Source organism: Paracoccus sp. 22332, assembly GCF_052045125.1.
In the GTDB taxonomy this organism is placed as follows: domain Bacteria; phylum Pseudomonadota; class Alphaproteobacteria; order Rhodobacterales; family Rhodobacteraceae; genus Paracoccus; species Paracoccus haematequi_A.
In genome coordinates this window covers 1-16934 of the sequence record NZ_JBQEOI010000030.1, presented here as the reverse complement: position 1 = coordinate 16934, position 16934 = coordinate 1, and the positions used below count along the sequence as shown (strand labels likewise).

Below are 16934 nucleotides of genomic sequence, written 5' to 3'. Positions count from 1 at the left end.
CGCCTTATCAATCCGCTGGAATCTGCTTGACCTGCACCGACAACCGCCACAGCAATGGGCCGCATCATGACTCAGACCCCCACCCCCCGCTTCATCACCTCTGACACGGCGGCCGGTCGGCTGGACTGGCCGGGCGCGGTCCAGGCGCTGCGGGCCGGTCACGCCCTGCCGCGGGCCGAGATCGCGGACACCTTCCTTGGCCCCGCGACGGCCACGATGATGACCCGGTCGGCCTTCATTCCGGGGCTGGGCTACGGCGCCAAGCCCTTCACGGTGTTCGACGGGAACGCCGCCAGGGGGCTGCCGACGGTACAGGGCGGGATGCTGGTCTTCGACAAGGACGACGGGCATCTGCGGGCGCTTGTGGAAAACCGGCTGGTCACGGATTTCAAGACGGCGGCGGATTCCGTGCTGGGGGCCAGCCTGCTGGCGCGGCCCGGCAGCCGCCGCCTGCTGATCCTGGGCGCGGGCGCGGTCGCGGCCAGCCTGGTCCGGGCCTATGCGGCGGTCCTGCCGGGGATCGAGGATGTGGCGGTCTGGGCGCGCCGGCCCGATCAGGCGCAGGCGCTGCTGGACCGGCTGGGAACCGTCCCCGCCCGCCTGTCGGTGGCGGCCGACCTGCAGGACGCGGTGGCCCGGGCCGACATCATCGCCACCACCACCATGGCGCGCGACCCGGTGATCCGGGGCGACTGGGTCCGGCCCGGCACCCATGTCGACCTGATCGGCGCCTACAAGGCCGACATGCGAGAGGCCGACGATGCCCTGATGGCCCGAGCCGCGCTGTTCGTGGACAGCCGCGAGACGACGGCCCATATCGGCGAGCTGCTGATGCCGCTGGCCTCGGGCGCGATCACGGCGGACAGCATCCGCGGCGATCTTTACGACATGCTGCGCCCCGATGCGCGGCTGCGGCAGTCGGATGACGACATCACCGTCTTCAAGAACGGCGGCGGCGCGCATCTGGATCTGATGATCGCCTCCTGGATCATCGACAGGCTCAGCCAAGCGTAAAGGTCTGTTCCACCACCGCCTCCATCGAGACATAGCTGGACGTGTTGCTGATATGCGGCAGGCCCGAGATCTTCTCGGCCAGGATGCGGCGGAAATCGGCCATGTCGCGGGACCGCACCTTGACCAGATAGTCGAAGCCGCCCGCGATCATGTAGCATTCCTCGATCTCGGGGATGGCACGGACGGCGGCGTTGAACTGTTGCAGGGCGGCCTCGCGCGTGTCGGTCATGCTGACTTCGACATAGGTGACATGGGTCAGGCCCAGCTTCAGCGGCGACAGGATCGCGCGATATCCGGTGATCAGGCCGATCTCCTCCAGATGGCGGATGCGCAGGGCCACGGGGGTCTTGGACAGCCCCACCTTGCGGGCCAGTTCGGCCACCGGGATGCGGGCGTTGCGGGTCAGTTCGTCCAGGATCTTGCGGTCCAGGGCGTCCAGAGTGACGGTCATCCCGAAAATTCCTTGTTCTTTATTCCATCGGCCTAGCCCGGCAGCCATTTTCAGGCGCACCGACTATTCGATCTTTGATATACCTGTCGGATCAGTCAAGGAGTCAGGCATGTCTTCCGTCAGTCCCAGCGTCTTTTCCACCCAGGCCAAATTCGCGGACGAGGGCCAGCTTCTGGATCGCCTGACAGCCCAGGCCGACCTGTCCGCCGACGCCCGCGCCGCCATCACCGCCCGCGCCGCCGACCTGGTGCGCCGCATCCGTGCCGAGGCGCGCCCCAGCCTGATGGAGCATTTCCTGGCCGAATACGGCCTGTCCACGCGCGAGGGCGTGGCGCTGATGTGCCTGGCCGAGGCGATGCTGCGCGTCCCCGACAAGATCACCATCGACGCGCTGATCGAGGACAAGATCGCGCCTTCGGACTGGGGCAGGCACCTGGGCGAGGCGTCGTCCAGCCTTGTGAACGCCTCGACCTGGGCCTTGATGCTGACCGGCAAGGTGCTGGACGACGACCAGGCGGGGACGCTGCGCCGCATGGTCCGCCGCCTGGGCGAACCCGTGATCCGCACCGCCGTGGGCCGCGCGATGAAGGAAATGGGCCGCCAGTTCGTCCTGGGCCAGACCATCACCGATGCCCTGGACCGCGCCCGGACGCGCGAGAAGCAGGGCTTCACCTACAGCTATGACATGCTGGGCGAGGCGGCTATGACCGGCGCCGATGCCGCCCGCTATGACCGCGCCTATGCCGACGCCATCGCCGCCATCGCCAAGGCCTGCGACAAGGGGTCGGTGGAACAGAATCCCGGCATCTCGATCAAGCTGTCGGCGCTGCATCCCCGATACGAGGTTGCGCAGGAAGCCCGCGTGATGCGCGAGCTGGTGCCCGTGGTGCTGCGGCTGGCGCAAGCCGCCAAGGCCGCGAACATGGGCATGAACATCGACGCCGAGGAGCAGGACCGGCTGGTCCTGTCGCTCAAGGTGATCGAGGCGGTGCTGTCGGACCCTTCGCTGGCCGGGTGGGACGGCTTCGGCGTGGTGGTGCAGGCCTATGGCAAGCGCGCGGGCCAGACGATCGACTGGCTGTATGAAACCGCGCAGCGGCTGGACCGCCGGATCATGGTGCGGCTGGTCAAGGGCGCCTATTGGGACAGCGAGGTCAAGCGCGCCCAGGTGGACGGTCATCCGGGTTTCCCGCTGTTCACCAGCAAGGCCGGAACGGATGTCAGCTATATCGCCAATGCCCGCAAGCTGATCGGCCATGCCGACCGGATCTATCCGCAGTTCGCCACCCACAACGCCCATACCGTCGCCGCGATCCTGGAAATGGCGGACGATATCCGCTTCGAATTCCAGCGGTTGCACGGCATGGGCGAACGGCTGCACGACATTGTTTTGCGCGAAACGAACGGCCGCTGCCGCATCTATGCCCCGGTCGGCGCGCATCGCGACCTGCTGGCCTATCTGGTCCGCCGCCTGCTGGAAAACGGTGCGAACAGCAGCTTCGTGAACCAGATCGTCGACGAAGCCGTCACCCCCGAGGAGGTCGCCCGCGATCCCTTCGACGCGCTGGCCACCGCGCGGCCCCCCGCCGCGCTGAGCGCGCCCGCCGACCTGTTCGCGCCCGCGCGCCGCAACTCGGCCGGGTTCGACATCAGCGACGAGGAAACGCTGGCCCGGATCGCCGCCGCGCGCGACGGGGCGATGGAGGACGTGGTGCCGCTGACGGTCCGCGAACCCACGGGCACGGTGCAGGACGTGACGAACCCCGCCACGGGCGACACCATCGCCACCGTGACGATGGCCGACGCCGACACCGCCGCGCGGGCCATCGAGGACGCGCGGGTCTGGGACGCGCCCGCCGCCGAACGCGCTGCCGTGCTGCGCCGCGCCGCCGATCGTTACGAGGAACACTTCGGCCCGATCTTCGGCATCCTCGCGCGCGAGGCGGGCAAGACCCTGGCCGACGCCGTGGCCGAGTTGCGCGAGGCGGTGGACTTCCTGCGCTACTACGCGGCCGAGGGCGAAGCGGCCCCCGGCGCCCCGCGCGGCGTCATCGGCGCGATCAGCCCGTGGAACTTCCCGCTGGCGATCTTCACCGGCCAGATCGCGGCGGCGCTGATGGCGGGCAACGCGGTGATCGCCAAGCCCGCCGAGGCCACCCCGATCATCGCGGCATATGGCGTCAGGCTGCTGCACCGGGCGGGCGTGCCGGTCTCGGCCCTGCAACTGCTCCCCGGCCACGGAAGCGTGGTCGGCGCGGCGCTGTCGGCGGATCCGCGCGTGCGGGGCGTGGTCTTCACCGGCTCGACCGACACCGCCCGGACCATCGCGCGCACCATGGCCGCAAAGCTGGCGCCCGGCACGCCGCTGATCGCGGAAACCGGCGGGCTGAACGCGATGATCGTGGACTCGACCGCCCTGCCCGAACAGGCGGTGCGCGACATCGTGAACGGCGCCTTCCGGTCCGCCGGGCAACGCTGTTCGGCCCTGCGCTGCCTGTATGTGCAGGAGGACATCGCCCCGCATCTGATCGAAATGATCCGGGGCGCGATGGAAGAACTGGTCGTGGGCGATCCCTGGTCGCTGGAAACTGATGTCGGTCCGGTGATCGACACGGGCGCGCGGGACGACATCGGGGGCTATATCGCCGCCAACGGCAACCGCGTGATCCACAAGCTGGACATTCCCGCGCAGGGCACCTTCATCCCGCCCACCATGCTGCGCGTCGGCGGCATCGCCGATCTGGAACGCGAAATCTTCGGCCCGGTCCTGCATGTCGCGACCTTTCGGGGCGACCGGCTGGATCAGGTGGTGGCCGATATCAACGCGCGCGGCTTCGGCCTGACCTTCGGCCTGCACACCCGCATCGACAGCCGCGTGCAAGAGGTCAGCGACGCGATCCACGTGGGCAACATCTATGTGAACCGCAACCAGATCGGGGCGGTCGTCGGCAGCCAGCCCTTTGGAGGAGAGGGGCTGTCGGGCACCGGCCCCAAGGCGGGCGGTCCGCGCTATGTGCCCCGGTTCTTCGCGCCCCAGGCCCCGGCGTCAGCGGGCGGCGACTGGCAGGGCCAGGCCGATGAGGCCCGCATCCGCAGCCAGCTTGCCGCCCATGTGTCGCGCAAGATCGACGAGCGCCTGATGCCCGGCCCCACCGGAGAGTTGAACCGCCTGACCGCCCATACCCGCCCGCCGGTCCTGTGCCTCGGCCCCGGTGCGCAGACGGTGGCCGCGCAGGTCGCGGCCGTGGCCGCGCTTGGCGGCGACGCGGTGGGCGTGGACGGCCCCCTGCCGCCGCAGGCGCTGACCCGCCTGCCGGCGATGGCCGCCGCCCTGTGGTGGGGCGACGACGCGCAGGGCCGCGCCTATGCGCAAGCCCTGGCGGACCGGGACGGAGAGATCGTGCAGCTTGTCACCGGAATGCCCGACCTGGCGCATGTCGCGCATGAACGCCACCTGTGCGTGGACACCACGGCGGCGGGCGGCAACGCGGCCCTTCTGGCGGGGTAAGACGGGAACGTTGCGGGGCGTTCTTCACGCCCATGCGACCAGAAGGCGATGACGCGTCGGGCACAGGCAACAGCCTTCACCCGACGCGTCCGGGGTCGGCCCGTCAAACCTCGACCGCCACCGCGCCCATCGGCTTCGAGCAGCAGGCGAGGATATAGCCGTCCTCGACATCGTCCTCGGTGATGCCGCCGTTATGGACCATATGCACCTCGCCCGACAGCTTGCGGATCCGGCAGGTGCCGCAGATGCCCATCGAACAGCCGGACGGGATGTTCAGCCCCGCCGCCCGCGCCACCGTCAGGATCGTGTCGGTCTGCGCGCAGGGCTGCGTCACGCCCGAGGCCGCGAAGGTCACTTCGGCCGCCTGGCCGTCATGGGGCAGCACGTCGTCCGGCACCACCTCGGCTTCCGGCGGGGGCGCATGGAAGCTTTCCTGGTGATAGCGGTCCATGTCGAAGCCCAGGCCCGACAGCGCATCGCGCACCGCCTGCATGAACGGCTCGGGTCCGCAGCAGAACACCTCTCGTTCCAGGTAGTCCTGCGCCATCAGGCCCAGCATCAACTGGTTGAACACCCCCTGAAAGCCGGTCCAAGGGCGATAGGGATCCTTCTCCTCGACCACCCATTTCAGCGCGATGCCTTCGGTGCGCGAGGCCATCTGTTCCAGCCGCTCGCGGAAGATGATCTCGGACGGGCGGCGGGCGCAGTTCACGAAAACGATGTCGGCGGGCCGACCGCTGTCATAGATCGCGGTCGTCATCGACATCATCGGCGTGATCCCCGACCCGGCCGAGATGAACAAGTATTTCGGCGCCGGATGATGAATGACCGAGAACCGCCCCGCCGGGCCGGACGCCTTCAGCCGCATTCCCGGCCGAAGGTGGTCGAACATCCAGCGCGTCCCCACCGATCCCGGCTGCGCCTTGACGGTGATCGTCAGCGACGTGGGCCGCGAGGGCGACGACGAGATCGTATAGGTCCGCCACACCGCGCCCCCCGGCACCGGCAGTTCCAGCGTGATGAACTGGCCGGGATCGTGACCGAACAGCGCGCCCGAGGGGGCCTGGAAGCAGAACGTCATGACGTTCGGCGCCTCGGGCAGGGTCGCCACGCATTCCAGCGGCTCGGCGTCGGACCAGAACCGCAGGCTGGGCCTGGCCAGCGCGTTCATTCCGCCGCCAGGCGCTGCGGAGCCACGCCGCGTTCCAGCCAGTCGGCATACCAGTCGATGAACTGGATCACGCCGCTTTCCCAGTCCGGCGAATAGGGTCCGGGCACATAGGCGGGCGACAGGATGCCTTCCTGGTTCGTCTCGACGATCTCGCGGTCCTCGTCGTTGGTTTCGATCCAGACCTCGGTCAGGCGCTTGAGATCATAGTCCACGCCTTCCACCGCGTCCTTGTGGACCAGCCAGGTGGTCGTCACCTCGGTCTCGGTCGGGCTGATCGGCATGACGCGGAAGGTCAGCGAATGATCGGGCAGGAAGTGGTTCCAGGTGGACGGATAGTGGAACACCAGCAGCGACCCGGCATCCGGCTTGGCGACCCGGCCCAGTTGTTTCCTTACGCCCGCCTTGCCGTCCATCGTATAGCTGACGGCGTTTTCCTGAAGCGGCATTCGGGCCAGCCGGAACTGCCCGCCCCCGCCCAGGGTGAACTGCGCGGGCGCGCCCACCGCCGCGCAGGCGTCGAAATGGTTCTGCAACCGGGCCGAGATCGACCCGTCCGCCGACACGCCCGCGACCTCGGGGTCCAGCGGGAAGGACCGGCACAGCGCCGGGTGGTTGGCGCTGCAATGATAGCATTCGCGGTTGTTTTCCCAGACCAGCTTCCAGTTGCCCTTTTCGATGATCGTGGACGAATAGGCGACCTTGGCGTCGCGCAGGTCGTGAACCTCCAGGAAGGGGCTGGCGGTGCGGGCGAATTCCTCGAAATCGGGGGGCGTCTCGGCCAGGCAGATATAGATCAGCCCGTTCAGGTCGCGCGAATGCACGGGCTTCAGGCCGTGTTTCGTGGGGTCGAAATCCGGCCCCATGTTGTTGGCCCAGATCAGGCGGCCGTCCAGGTCATAGGTCCACTGGTGATAGGGGCAGACCAGCTTGGCGACCTTGCCTTCGCGTTCCTTGCAGACGATGGACCCGCGATGGCGGCAGGAATTGTGGAACGCGCGGATCACGCCGTCGCCGCCCTTCACGATCACCACGTTATAGGCGCCGACCTTCAGCGTCGCGTAATTCCCGGCCTTGACCAGCTGCGCCGCCGGAATGGCATACAGCCATTCGCGATAGAAGATGGTTTCCAGGTCCAGCTGATAGATCTCGGCCGAGGTATAGAAGGGCTGTTCCAGCGCGTGGCCGGGCGCGCGGCGGGCAAGCAGGTCGTGGATGGTGGGGGCTGTGGCTGTCATGGCTGGCATCCTGTTCGAAGGGTGTGACACATTGCCGCGAAAATCCGCCTTGGCGGGCTTGCTGACAACGGCAGAAAAATTCATCCTGGCTTAGATCAGCTAACCCAGGGGGTGCGATGACCAGACCCTATGACTTTGCGTCCATGACGGCACTGATCAGTTTCGAGGCCGCCGCGCGGCATGGCAGTTTCAAGACAGCGGCAAATGAGACTAATGTCACCCCGGCCGCGATCAGCCATCAGATCAAGGCCTTGGAAGCCGATCTGGGATGCGCGCTGTTCATCCGCCGCCATCGCGGGGTGGAGTTGACCGAACAGGGCGCCTTCCTGCTGGTCGCCCTGCAACGGGGGTTCGAGACGATCTCGGACGCGGTGGCGCAGTTGCGCGACAGGTCGCAGGCGGTCGACGTGACCATCGCCGTGACGACCGCCGTCAGCGCCTTGTGGCTGACGCCCAAGATCACCGCCTTCTGGCGCATCCATCCGACCATCACGGTGTCCCAGATCGTCAGCGACGTGCAGGTCGCCAAGGGCTTTCAGGACATCAGCATCGGCTATCTGACCGAGAACCCGGGCCCCGGCGAATCGCGCGACCTGTTCCGCGACCGGATCATCGCGGTGGGCACCCCCCGGTTCGCCGCCGCCCACGCCATCCACAGCGTCGCCGACCTGGCGCATGTGCCGCTGGTCCATCACGACAAGAACCAGTGGACCGACTGGGCGGAATGGCTGGCGGCCCTGGGCGGCCCGGCGCCGACCGGGCGCGGGCTGTTCGTGAACAACCACATGATCGCGCTGCAAGCGGCGCAGGACGACGTGGGCGCGGTGCTGGCCTGGGACGGGCTGATGACAGACCTGCTGGCCCGCGAAAGGCTGGTCAGGCTGGTGCCGCAGGACATTCCGTCCTCGGTGCCGTTCCGGCTGGTGATCCATCCCCGCGCCTCGGCCAAGGCGCGGCTGTTCGCAGGCTGGCTGTTGCGCGACGTTTCAGCCGGTGCGGCGCAGCCGGGCTGAGACGACGGGCGCCATCGCCGGATAGATGCGGTCGGTTTCCTGGTGGAAGCGTTCCAGTTCGGCCCGCCGCCGTTCCTCGGACCAGCCCAGGGCGGCTGCGGCGGCGCGCGAGATTTCCTCGGCGCTGTCCCGGCCCAGGTCGGGATCAAGGCCCAGCGGCAGGCGGCGGCGGATCAGGTCGTCCAGGTGGGTGACGTGTTCCGTGCGCAGGATCCGCGCGATGTCGCCGTCGGGCGCCGGGATCGCGCCGCCGGCGGGCGCGCCCCGCCGTCCCAGCCGCCGCTCCACTGCCCGCGCCGCCATCCGCGCCGCGTGGCGATGCAGCATGATGGTCGAGCCGGTGACGGCCAGCAGGTTCGGGCGGTCGGGCTGTTCCACCACCCGCACCGGCAGCACCGTTTCCCGCCCGTCCAGGGTCGAGGTCGGGCGCACCCCGCACCAGCAATGGACCACATCGGCGCGGGTCAGGTTCAGGGTCGGGAACAGGTGGTTGAACTGGGCCAGGATGTAATCGACCTCGGCCTCGGTCACGCGGATGGTGTCGGGATCGTCGCGGACCACGGTTTCGGTCGGTCCGATGAAATGCAGGTCGCGCCAGGGAAAAACGTAATAGGGTTCGCCCTTGGTGGAAAACGCCTCCAGCCCCTGGCCGCGAAAGTTGGCGGGCAGGCGCACCATGACGTTGACACCCTTGACGCCCAGCACGCGCGGCCCCTGCCCTCCGCCCGGCACCCGGTCGATCCAGGGACCGGCGGCGTTGACGACCACGGCGGCGCGGACCTGCGCCCGTTCCGTGTCCAGGGCCCGATCCTCCAGCGTCAGTTGCCAGGCGTCCCCGGCCCGTTCGATCCCCGTGACGGCGGTATAGGTGCGCAGGGTGGCGCCGCGCCGTTCGGCGTCAAGCGCGGTATCCACGCAGATCCGTTCGGGCCAGGCATACATGTATTCCTGAAACGTGCCGATCCCGGTCAGTGCGCCGCCTTGTGTGCGGGCCAATTCCGCCGCCATCGCGCTGTCGCCAGCCGCCTGGGCGACCCGCTTGCGGCGATAGGACAGCGGCACCTTCCAGCCGCCCAGCCCCTCGACCAGCTTGAAGCCCAGGTCGACCAGCCAGGGCGGATAGCGATCGCCCTTACGGAACGGGTAATGGAACCGGTGCCGCGTCAGGTGGCCGGGCATGTCGCGCACCAGTTCGGCCCGGCAGCGCATCACGTCGCGGGTATAGGCCAGCCGCCGCAGCATGTCGCGCGGGCGCAGCGCCATCTGCCACAGCGGATAGCGCACGGCCAGATAACCCAGTCCCGAATACAGCATCCGACTGGACCGGGATGAGGTTCCAGCCCCGATGTCGCCGCGATCGACCAGCAGGACGCGGAATCCGCGCGCGGCCAGCTCGCGGGCGGTGGCGCAGCCGACCGCGCCCGCGCCGATCACCGCCACGTCGAAACCCTGCCCGTCCAGCCCCGCCAGCGGCGCGCGCATCAGGCCGCCCCCGCCGCGACCGAGATCGCGCGTTCCAGCGACAGCCGCCCCACCGGCTTGCCGCCCTTGTCCTGCACCTCAAGGAAATGGACGCCCTTGGCCATCATCTGCCGCACCGCGTCGGTCAGGGTGGCGTCGGATTTCACCATCATCGCGGGCGCCGTGCCGTTGATGCCCAGCGGCTCCATCACCGAGCCGACCTGCACCACCTTGCCCCGGTCGACATGCTGGACGAAGTTCGCCACATAGTCGTCGGCCGGGTTCAGCACGATGTCCTGCCCGGTGCCCTGCTGGATCACCTGCCCGTCGCGCAGCAGCGCGATGCGGTCGCCGATGCGCAGCGCCTCGTCCAGGTCGTGGGTAATGAAGACGATGGTCTTGCGGACCTCTTTCTGCAAATCCAGCAGGACGGTCTGCATGTCGTACCGGATCAGCGGGTCAAGGGCCGAATAGGCCTCGTCCATCAGCAGGATCGGCGCGTCGTTGGCAAGGGCGCGGGCTAGGCCGACGCGCTGCTGCATCCCGCCCGACAGCTGGCTGGGATACTTGGTCTCGAACCCCAGCAGGCCCACGCGCTCGATCCAGCGCATCGACACCTTGTCGCGGGCGGCATGGTCCACGCCTTGGACCTCCAGCCCGTAGCCCACGTTCTCGATCACGGTGCGGTGGGGCAGCAGCCCGAATTTCTGGAACACCATCGCCGTCTTGTGGCGGCGGAATTCGCGCAGGATCTGGGGCGTCATGCCCACGACATCCTGCCCCTCGATCAGGATCTGGCCCGAGGTCGGGTCGATCAGCCGGTTGATGTGGCGGATCAGCGTGGACTTGCCGGATCCCGACAGGCCCATCACCACCTGGATCGCGCCCGCGGGAATGTCGATGTTGATGTCGCGCAGGCCCAGGACGTGGCGATGCCGGTCGTTCAGTTCCTGCTTGGTCATGCCGCGATTGACGGCATCCACGTAATCCGCCCCGCGCGGGCCGAAGATCTTGTACAGGTTGCGGATCTCGATGCCGATGGGTTCAGACATGGTGGCCCCCCCGATGTTTCTGGATGCGGCGGCCCCAGGCCTGGCTGACGCGGTCGAAGACGATGGCGATGCCGACGATGGCCAGGCCGTTGAACAGCCCCAAGGTGAAATACTGGTTGGAAATCGCTTGCAGCACCGGCTGACCCAGCCCCTGCACCCCGATCATGGACGCGATCACCACCATCGCCAGCGCCATCATGATCGTCTGGTTGATGCCCGCCATGATCGTGGGCAGCGCCAGCGGCAGTTCGGCCTTGACCAGCCGCTGCCAGCGGGACGATCCGAAGGCGTCCGCGGCCTCCAGCACCTCGCCATCCACCTGGCGGATCCCCAGGTTGGTCAGCCGGATCATCGGCGGGATCGCATAGATGACGACCGCGATCAGTCCCGGCACCTTGCCGATGCCCAGCAGCATCACCACCGGGATCAGATAGACGAAGGGCGGCATGGTCTGCATCACGTCCAGAATCGGGTTCACCACCGCCTGCACTCGGTCCGACCGCGACATCAGCACGCCGATGGGCAGTCCCACCGCGATCGCCATCAGCGTCGAGGTGAGGATCATGGAGATCGTCTTCATCATGTCGTCCCACATCCCGAAGGCGCCGATAAGGCACAGCGTGGCGACGCAGCCGATCACCATCCGGGCGCTGCGGCTGGCAAACCACGCCAGCCCCGCCGCGATCAGGATGATGATCGGCCAGGGGGTGCCGGTCAGAAGCTTTTCGGACCAGTTCAGGAAATGGCGCAACGGATCGAACATGGTTTCGATGGCGTCGCCATAGCTTCGGGTAAAGGCCCGGAAGCCCTCGTCGATGGCCCGTTTCAGATCACGAAGCAGACCGTTGTCGATCTGCGGGAATTCGTCGAACATGGCGACCTCATGATTGGGTGGTGCTGCGACAAACGAATGCGGGCGGGTCCGCCGGCATGAAGGATTCGGGTTCAGGCGGGCGCATCCCCTGCCATGGCGCGTGCCTTGCGGGCGGCCGCGTCAAGCGCGGCCCGGATGGCTGCGGAAAACCCGGCCGCCTCGGCCGCGTCGATCCCGGCGGCGGTGGTGCCGCGATAGTCGCGATAGGCCGCCAGCAGCGCGGGCGCGTCGGCGATCCGGCCCGCCAGCATCGCCGCGCCCCCGCAGACGGCGGCGTCGGCCGCACGCCAGGCGATGTCCGACGGCAGGCCGTTATCGGTCATGAAGCGCGCCATGGCGACCGCCATCAACGCCGGATAGGCCGCCCCCGAACCGGGCAGAGCGGTCATCAGGTCGATCTGGGATTCCCGCGCGATCTCGTCCGAGGTGCCGATGGCCGACAGGATCGTCGTCACGGCCTGCCGGTCGGCATCGGTGACGCCCTGGTCGGCCCACCAGGGCGTCCAGGACCGGCCGATATCGGCCGCCGCGTTGGGCATGGCGCGCACGATCCGGCCGCCGCAGTCCCGCAGCCGGTCCGACCCGACCCCTGCCATGAAGGACAGGACCAGCTTGCCCTCGGCGCCCAGTCCAAGGGCGGGCCAATCCTGGGGCCTGACCAAGACGACCACGATATCCGACAGCGCCGCCAGCTGCACCGCGTCCCTGGCCCAGACGACAGGATGGCCGTGATAATCGGTCCTTGCGCCGCTGCGGTTGGCGACCACCAGCCGGTCGGGCGTCACAATGCCCAGGGACAGCAGCCGGCCGCCAAGCGCCGATCCCAGCCATCCCGTCGCACCGATGATCCCGATCCGCATCTGTTCCGATTTCCTCCCGTCGCCCGCCCCGCAAGGCCTGGCTTCCCCTATCGCTAGCGATTCGACCCCCAGCTTGCAACAAAATGTTCATGACTGTCATCATAAAGTTCATAAAAGCGCATTTGATATGCACTTAAGAACCTTTCAGTGACTTACATGAACAATTCACAGGGCCGCACGAGTCGCCTCGCACAGCTTGCGTCATTCCCAAGGGCGAAAAGTCGATTCGAACGACCTTTTCAGGCGTAGCTGCGACGGATTCCGGCGGTGAACCGGGCAAGCTCGCGCGGCTCGGCCTCTCGACCGGAATAGATCTTCACATACAGCGGAATGCGTTCCAGCCGGGTTTCGATGTCTTCCTGCTGCCGCATCGAGATATAACCGATCTGGACCAGATAGATCGTGCGCGCCCGCACATCGGCCTCGGCGCTGTGATGGCCCCACTTGACCAGCATGGCGGCGATGGCCTGAAGCCGCGCCTCGTCGGCGGCGCGCACCCGTGCCGCCACCCCCTCGTCCTGCAAGGCCCAGCTGCGCACCGCGAATTCCAGACGCGAATCAAAGACATTCGCGGCCAGAAAGCAGGTCAGCACGTTCAGCATCGCCTCGGACACGCTTTCGGCATATTGCGTGGTGGCGTCCACCAGGGGCTTGGTGGTGCGTTCTTCCCAGCCGTCGATCAGCGCCGCCAGCAGCGCCTCGCGATCAGCGAAGAACCAATAGAAGCTGGTGCGCGACAGGTTCAGCCGCTTGGCCAGCGGCAGGATCTTCACGGCGTCGATGCCGTTTTCGATCAGCGCCTGATAGCCGGCTTCCAGCCAACCCTCGCGCGATCCGCGCCATCCACTTTCGGGTGCATTCACCTGATCCATGGTCCCGTGGTTAAGCAATTGCCGCCCCCCTCACAAGCAGGATGTGCAACTTTGGGTGCAATCAGTTCATAGATGATTTTTAAGTTGACACAATTGAACATTTCGGAAAACCTTGCGTCAACACATCCACCTCGGGCAGGCAGATCATGTCGAACGACCCCCTTCTTCAGCCGTACCAACTGAAGCACCTGACGCTTCGCAACCGGATCATGATCACCAGCCATGAACCGGCATATCCTGAGGACGGGATGCCCAAGGACCGCTATCGTGCCTATCATGTCGAACGGGCCAGGGCGGGCGTGGCGCTGACCATGACGGCAGGGTCGGCCTCGGTGTCGCGCGACAGCCCGCCGGTCTTCAACAACATCCTGGCCTGGAAGGACGAGGTCGTCGGCTGGATGAAGAAGCTGACCGACGAATGCCACGACCACGGCTGCGCGGTGATGATCCAGCTGACCCATCTGGGCCGCCGCACCCGCTGGGACAAGGCCGACTGGCTGCCGGTCGTCTCGCCCAGTCACGAACGAGAAGCCGCGCACCGCTCCTTCCCCAAGAAGATGGAAGATTGGGACATCCGGCGCATCATCGGCGATTACGTCGATGCCGCCGAACGGATGAAGGCCGCGGGCCTGGACGGGCTGGAGGTCCAGGCCTATGGCCACCTGATGGACCAGTTCTGGTCGCCGCTGACCAACGACCTGGACAACGAATACGGCGGCAGCCTGGACAACCGGCTGCGCTTCACCTTCGACATCCTGCGCGGCATCCGCGACCGCTGCGGGCCGGATTTCCTGCTGGGGGTGCGCTATACGGGCGACGAATGCCTGCCGGGCGGGTTCGACGCGCAAGACGGCATTGCCATCTCGCAGAAGCTCAAGGACAGCGGGCTGGTCGATTTCCTGAACGTGGTGCGCGGCCATATCGACACCGACGCGGGCCTGACCGACGTGATCCCGGTGCAGGGAATGCGCAACGCCCCGCATCTGGAATTTGCGGGCCAGATCCGGCGGGCCACCGACTTTCCCACCTTCCACGCCGCCAAGATCCCCGACGTGCCGACCGCGCGCCACGCCATCGCCGCCGGGCTGGTCGACATGGTCGGCATGACCCGCGCCCACATGGCCGACCCGCATCTGGTCCGCAAGGTGATCGAGGGGCGCGAGGACGACATCCGCCCCTGCGTCGGCGCGAACTATTGCCTGGACCGCATCTATCAGGGCGGGCTGGCCTTCTGCCTGCACAACGCCGCGACGGGGCGCGAGGAAACCATGCCCCACACCATCCCTGCCGCGCCCGCGAAAAAGCGCGTCACCATCGTCGGGGCAGGCCCCGCCGGGATGGAGGCCGCCCGCGTCGCGGCGGAACGCGGCCATGCGGTCACGGTCTTCGAGGCCGCCGACCAGCCCGGCGGCCAGATCCGCCTGACCGCGCTGCAGGAACGGCGGCGCGAGATGATCTCGATCATCGCCTGGCGGCAGGCCATGTGCGAGAAGAAGGGCGTCACCTTCAACTTCAACACCTTCGCCGAGGCCGACGACGTGCTGGCGACCGACCCGGACGAGGTCATCATCGCCACCGGCGGCCTGCCCCATACCGAGGTTCTGACCGAGGGCAACGATCTGGTGGTGTCCGCCTGGGACATTCTTTCCGGCGACGTGAAGCCGGGCCAGAACGTGCTGGTCTATGACGACGCGGGCGACCACGCCGCGCTGCAAGCCGCCGACCTGATCGCCGCGACCGGCGCCAGGGTGGAGATCGTCACCCCCGACCGCAGCTTCTCGCCCGAGGTGATGGCGATGAACCTGGTTCCCTACATGCGCAGCCTGCAAAAGCTGGACACGACCTTCACCGTCACATGGCGGCTGCAATCGGTCGCGCGCGAGGGCAACCAGCTGCGCGCCACGCTGGGCAGCGACTACGGCGGCGTCACGCGCGACCGGATCGTCGACCAGGTGGTGGTCAACCACGGCACCCGGCCGCTGGACGAACTGTATTTCGACCTGAAGGCGCTGTCCTCGAACGGCGGAGAGGTCGATTATGAAGCCCTGACCACCGGCGGCGTGCAGGCGGTGCGCAAGAACCCCGAGGGCCGGTTCCGCCTGTTCCGCATCGGCGACGCGGTGGCCGCGCGCAACACCCATGCCGCGATCTACGACGCGCTGCGCCTGGTGAAGGACATCTGACCCATGAAGATCCTCATCCCCGTGAAGCGGGTTATTGACTACAACGTGAAGGCTCGGGTTCGTGCTGACGGGTCTGGGGTTGACTTGGCGAATGTGAAGATGTCGATGAACCCGTTCGACGAGATCGCGGTCGAGGAGGCGATCCGGCTGAAGGAAGCCGGCAAGGCCGAGGAGGTGATCGCGGTCAGCATCGGCGTGCGTCAGGCGGCCGAGACGCTGCGCACGGCGCTGGCGATGGGCGCGGACCGGGCGATCCTGGTGGTGGCCTCGGAGGACGTGCACCAGGACATCGAACCCCTGGCGGTGGCCAAGATCCTCAGGGCGGTGGTCGAGGCCGAGCAGCCGCGGCTGGTGATCGCCGGCAAGCAGGCCATCGACAACGACATGAACGCGACCGGGCAGATGCTGGCGGCGCTTCTGGGCTGGGGCCAGGCGACCTTCGCCAGCAGGCTCGAGATCGAGGGCGACAGCGCCAAGGTGACGCGCGAGGTCGACGGCGGCCTGCAGACGATCAGCGTCGGCCTGCCCGCCGTGGTCACCGCCGACCTGCGCCTGAACGAGCCGCGCTACGCGTCGCTGCCCAACATCATGAAGGCCAAGAAGAAGCCGCTGGAGGAGAAGACCGCCGCCGATTACGGCGTCGATGTCAGCCCGCGCCTGGAGATCGTCTCCACGCGCGAACCCGAGGGGCGCAAGGCCGGCATCAGGGTCGGCTCGGCCGACGAACTGGTTTCGAAACTGAAAGAAGCGGGGGTGATCTGATGGCCGTTCTTCTGCTGGGCGAAGTCACGAACGGGGTGCTGAACCGCGACGCCACCGCCAAGGCCGTGAATGCCGTTGCCTCGCTGGGCGACGTGACGGTGCTCTGCGCCGGGGCGCAGGCCCGCGCCGCCGCCGCCGAGGCCGCGACCATCGCCGGGGTCGCCCGCGTCCTGGTGGCCGAGGACGCGCGCTACGGCCACCGCCTGGCCGAGCCGACGGCGGCGCTGATCGTCTCGCTGGCGGGCGCGTACGATCATGTCGCGGCGCCGGCCACGACGGACGCCAAGAACGTGATGCCGCGGGTGGCGGCGCTGCTGGACGCGATGGTGATCCCCGAGGTGTCGAAGGTGGTCGATGCCGACACGTTCGAACGCCCGGTCTATGCCGGCAACGCCATCCAGACGGTGCGGTCGAAGGACGCGAAGAAGGTGCTGACGATCCGCACCGCCAGCTTCGAGGCGGCGGGCGCGGGCGGCTC

General features: G+C 67.6%; 13 protein-coding genes and 1 pseudogene. 6 read left to right on the top strand and 8 right to left on the bottom strand.

The features are described 5' to 3' along the window. The first annotated feature begins 66 nt into the window (after positions 1-66). Positions 67-1014: an ornithine cyclodeaminase family protein gene (locus tag ACTJI6_RS18635; RefSeq protein WP_440802814.1), complete on the top strand. Its 948-nt coding sequence runs from the start codon at positions 67-69 to the stop codon at positions 1012-1014. Here ACTJI6_RS18635 and ACTJI6_RS18630 read toward each other — a convergent pair. Further along, on the bottom strand, positions 1001-1465 hold the full coding sequence (locus tag ACTJI6_RS18630; protein WP_126155601.1) for an Lrp/AsnC family transcriptional regulator: 465 nt from the start codon (positions 1463-1465) through the stop codon (positions 1001-1003). The genes ACTJI6_RS18635 and ACTJI6_RS18630 overlap by 14 nt on opposite strands. A 109-nt stretch (positions 1466-1574) precedes the next feature. On the opposite strand from ACTJI6_RS18630, the gene putA reads away from it, so the two are divergent. After that, a complete protein-coding gene (gene putA, locus ACTJI6_RS18625) occupies positions 1575-4973 on the top strand; it encodes a bifunctional proline dehydrogenase/L-glutamate gamma-semialdehyde dehydrogenase PutA (RefSeq protein ID WP_440802811.1) in 3399 nt (1132 codons plus the stop codon). Between the two features lie 103 nt (positions 4974-5076). Here putA and ACTJI6_RS18620 read toward each other — a convergent pair whose 3' ends face one another. Next, on the bottom strand, positions 5077-6144 hold the full coding sequence (locus ACTJI6_RS18620; RefSeq protein WP_440802808.1) for a 2Fe-2S iron-sulfur cluster-binding protein: 1068 nt from the start codon (positions 6142-6144) through the stop codon (positions 5077-5079). Then, positions 6141-7379: an aromatic ring-hydroxylating oxygenase subunit alpha gene (locus tag ACTJI6_RS18615; RefSeq protein WP_440802806.1), complete on the bottom strand. Its 1239-nt coding sequence runs from the start codon at positions 7377-7379 to the stop codon at positions 6141-6143. Before ACTJI6_RS18615 ends, ACTJI6_RS18620 begins: the two co-directional genes overlap by 4 nt. A 116-nt stretch (positions 7380-7495) precedes the next feature. Here ACTJI6_RS18615 and ACTJI6_RS18610 point away from each other — a divergent pair, with 116 nt between their 5' ends. Further along, positions 7496-8392, top strand: a complete 897-nt coding sequence (locus ACTJI6_RS18610) for a LysR family transcriptional regulator (protein ID WP_440802803.1) — start codon at positions 7496-7498, stop codon at positions 8390-8392. Here the strand turns inward: ACTJI6_RS18610 and ACTJI6_RS18605 are convergent. From ACTJI6_RS18605 to ACTJI6_RS18585, 5 genes are all read right to left on the bottom strand, one after another. After that, the gene (locus tag ACTJI6_RS18605) at positions 8366-9874 is read right to left on the bottom strand and encodes an FAD-dependent oxidoreductase (RefSeq protein ID WP_440802802.1); all 1509 of its coding nucleotides are present in this window, start codon (positions 9872-9874) and stop codon (positions 8366-8368) included. The genes ACTJI6_RS18610 and ACTJI6_RS18605 overlap by 27 nt on opposite strands. After that, complete coding sequence (locus ACTJI6_RS18600; protein ID WP_440802800.1) at positions 9874-10905, bottom strand: quaternary amine ABC transporter ATP-binding protein; 1032 nt, start codon at positions 10903-10905, stop codon at positions 9874-9876. The genes ACTJI6_RS18605 and ACTJI6_RS18600 overlap by 1 nt, the downstream gene beginning before the upstream one ends. Then, entirely contained in the window at positions 10898-11779 is an 882-nt protein-coding gene (locus ACTJI6_RS18595) for an ABC transporter permease (protein WP_440802799.1), read from the bottom strand. Before ACTJI6_RS18595 ends, ACTJI6_RS18600 begins: the two co-directional genes overlap by 8 nt. 71 nt (positions 11780-11850) lie before the next feature. Then, entirely contained in the window at positions 11851-12639 is a 789-nt protein-coding gene (locus tag ACTJI6_RS18590; protein ID WP_440802797.1) for a pyrroline-5-carboxylate reductase family protein, read from the bottom strand. Between the two features lie 239 nt (positions 12640-12878). Beyond that, positions 12879-13511: a TetR/AcrR family transcriptional regulator gene (locus tag ACTJI6_RS18585; protein ID WP_440802795.1), complete on the bottom strand. Its 633-nt coding sequence runs from the start codon at positions 13509-13511 to the stop codon at positions 12879-12881. A gap of 146 nt (positions 13512-13657) precedes the next feature. Here ACTJI6_RS18585 and hpbA point away from each other — a divergent pair, with 146 nt between their 5' ends. From hpbA to ACTJI6_RS18570, 3 genes and pseudogenes are all read left to right on the top strand, one after another. Beyond that, a complete protein-coding gene (gene hpbA / locus ACTJI6_RS18580; RefSeq protein WP_440802793.1) occupies positions 13658-15694 on the top strand; it encodes an N-methyl-L-proline N-demethylase HpbA in 2037 nt (678 codons plus the stop codon). A 3-nt stretch (positions 15695-15697) separates the two neighbouring features. Further along, entirely contained in the window at positions 15698-16456 is a 759-nt protein-coding gene (locus ACTJI6_RS18575) for an electron transfer flavoprotein subunit beta/FixA family protein (RefSeq protein WP_440802792.1), read from the top strand. Beyond that, positions 16456-16934: pseudogene (locus tag ACTJI6_RS18570) on the top strand (electron transfer flavoprotein subunit alpha/FixB family protein); the annotation flags it as partial. The gene ACTJI6_RS18575 and the pseudogene ACTJI6_RS18570, both read left to right, overlap by 1 nt.